Origin of the sequence: Pseudomonas sp. 10S5 (assembly GCF_035019745.1) — a bacterium.
Classification (GTDB): Bacteria; Pseudomonadota; Gammaproteobacteria; order Pseudomonadales; family Pseudomonadaceae; genus Aquipseudomonas.
Window position 1 is genome coordinate 1 of sequence record NZ_JASJVL010000039.1, and the last position, 2,840, is coordinate 2,840.

A 2,840-nucleotide genomic window follows, 5' to 3' on the forward strand; every position below is an offset into this window, starting at 1 on the left:
ATGGAGCAACTGGTTCAGAACGACAGCCGCCTTGAAGTGCGCGGCCAGCGCTTGGAAACGATCAAGGGCAACAGCGTTTCAGTGCTCGAAGCCGAACACCACCAAACCATCAGCAGCGACCGCAAAGTGCAGTTGTCCGCGGGGGATCATTTGCAAGTCGCAGGCTCCAGCCATACCCGCGTGGCCAGCGCTTTGGTGATCGAAGCCGGGCAAGACGTGCATTACAAGTCTGGCGTCAATTTCATCGTTAACGCCGGGGTCACCCTGACCTTGGCGGCGGGTGGGCAGCATCTGGTCATCACGCCGGCGGGCATTTTCTCCAGCGTGCCCATTATGCTGGGTGGCGCGCCGCTGCCGGGCATGCCCGCGGCTCCAATGGCGCCGGGCGGTATAGATGGGTTGGAGGCTGCAGTACTTGCCCCAGTCGCTATGCCCGATCCGGCTATTCAGCAAAAGCTGTCTGGCACAGACACGATGATCGAATTGTGCCAAAAGCCCAAAGACGGCACGCCGATGGACTGCCCGCTTGCAGACTGTCCTTGCCGAGAAGCCATGAGCAAGGGGGCGCACGCATGAGCATCTGGATGCTGCTGGAACCTAGAAAATCGCTGCTGGCCGAGCTATTTCGGCAGGTCGACCATCCGCAATTAACGCCACTATTTGCTTCGACAGAGATGGCTGCATACGTGGATTCAAGCCCACTGTTAGTAACGGACGACGCTAAACAGGCACTCTCGCACTCAGTGCGGCAGGCGCCTTGTGATTGGCCAGGGCTGATTATCGAAAGCGAAAATTCCCACGACGCGTTGCTGGCGCACTTGCGACACCTCCTCATCGTCCGCTTTGAGCAGACCCGCATAGGCATGTTGCGCTACTGGCATCCCGCTGTTGCCGAGCGGCTCTTTTCAGCCTGTACCGATGAAAATATTGCCGACTGGCTCGGCCCAATTAACCGTGTGCATTGGTACTCGGCCGACGCGATCAAATGGCAAACCCGCAACAACCCCCATGCCGCTCATTGGCTCCCCGCCAACACTCCCTCCTGGTTATCGATCAGCGTCGAGCAAAGCCAATCTTTGAATCAGCCACTTCAATCAACGATTTCCAACGGACAGGAGTCCTGACATGACGCAGAGCACACTGAGCAGCGGCCCTTGCTGCGAAGTCAACAAGCTGATCGTGCAGGTCACCGGCAACGGCCATCCCGATACCCAGCGGCTGGCGTTTTATGAGCACGACAGTTTGAAACGACTGGATGCCCTGACTGATTCGGACCGCCCCGAAACCCTCACCGGCGAGTTTTTACTGAACAGCGCTCTGCACGTCTGGAGCTGGTCCAGCACCTTCAAACACCGCGTGTGGCTGGAGATCGCCAGCGTCGAAGGCGCACCGATTCGGGTGCCGCTGCCTGAAGTCTCGATCACCCCACGTCAGTTCGACGGTCAATGGAATCAGATCGTCCCGGTGGTGCCCTTCGTCGCGCTGCCCGGTGTCAACAGCACCCACGATAACGGCACCCCAGTGTTGTGCCGCGCGGGTTTCATCTACGTGTTCCTCAACGGTCGAGTGTGGCGCGAGCTGGAAGTGCGGGTCGACGATGAACGGACCACCTACCACGACGTCGATTTCAATGAATACCGCATGGGGGACGAAATCGAACCCCGTTTACGGCTCGCGACTGGGCAAGCACTGGAAGATATCTGGCTGCCGTCTAGCTGGAATAACCTGCCGGTAGCGCCCCAACTGTGCTTCAGCGAAATCCAATTGTCCGGTCCGCGATTGCGCTGTCTGGAGAACGACTCGGCGCTGCGCAGACAACGCTGCCAAAGCCCGAACCTGCGAAGTTCTCTTGCCACGTTCGAGCGGCTTTTTCACAACAAACCTGATGGCACTGCAATGCTTGAGGCATTGGGTGCACTTAACGCTCACGATAAAGTGCGCCCTCAAGCAGCCGCCGATGCTCACGTCAGTTGGCTAAATTACGACACTCACGCATTTCCAGTCAGCAGGGTCGCGCCACAACGAGCACGCCAGCCAGGTTATGAGTGGCTGCTGGACCAACCGGCGCGTTATCTGTGCGACTTGAGTGGACAGTTTCCGGTTATTGCGCTGAGCGAAGCGCACGCCCACGTCACCCGCTCTGAGCGCGGCGAGGCGGCCTACCAAGCGACGGCCCTCGAAACCGGTGCGTGGGCGCATTGGATAGGAGAACTGTGTACGCCGCAGCTTGGCGACGAGCTCTGGCACGAACAGCCCGAAGTCCCGGACGTGCTGCACCGCGCACGCCAACGCAATCTGTACGGCGTTATGCTGCAAGACCCGCATTATCGGCTGCGCCACCTGCACACCCGAATCAACGATCAACAAAATCTGCTGCAACTCTGCGCCGCCCGCGCCAGCCGCCACGCGCATCACGCCAGCGCCTTGCTGGTGCAACAACTGGTCGTACCATCCACCCTGGGCGGCGGTATCAATCCGCTGCATAAAAACCTGAATGCACTGAAGCTTCAAGGTCGGATCGACGTCAATCGGTTCACCGCCAGCGGTGAACGCCAGCAGCTCTGGCGGTCGCTGGAGATGAGCCAGGCACTGCTGAGCGAATGCCTGACAACCCGGCGAACCCAACAGACCCTTGCTGATCACCTGAGCATGGAGGGCTTCGATTATGTCGCCGCGCTGCATTTTGTCAGTCAACTGTTTGCCAGCTTGGCGACCCGGCCCTCTCAGACCGACCCCCTGGCAGTCAATGGTGAGGTCGGCGACGCCGTAACGGGGCTGAGCAAAAGCGGCTCAGACCCCAGCGACGGACAACGGCTAATCCAACACATTGCCAATGATGA

At 59.4% G+C, this 2,840-nt stretch carries 2 protein-coding genes and 1 pseudogene; all 3 read left to right on the forward strand.

Annotation, left to right across the window (positions count from 1 at the left end):
• Positions 1-576 (forward strand): bacteriophage T4 gp5 trimerisation domain-containing protein (locus QN378_RS23240; RefSeq protein WP_416350639.1); only part of this gene is annotated, 576 nt, incomplete at its 5' end.
• On the forward strand, positions 573-1,124 hold the full coding sequence (locus QN378_RS23245) for a DUF4123 domain-containing protein (protein WP_323551160.1): 552 nt from the start codon (positions 573-575) through the stop codon (positions 1,122-1,124). The genes QN378_RS23240 and QN378_RS23245, both read left to right, overlap by 4 nt.
• 1 nt (position 1,125) lies before the next feature.
• Positions 1,126-2,840, forward strand: a pseudogene (locus QN378_RS23250) (hypothetical protein); the annotation flags it as partial.

What these genes read in the sequence shown, in the direction of transcription:
- QN378_RS23245 (WP_323551160.1), top strand. Translation starts at nt 573, where the DNA reads ATGAGCATCTGGATGCTGCTGGAACCTAGAAAATCGCTGCTGGCCGAG.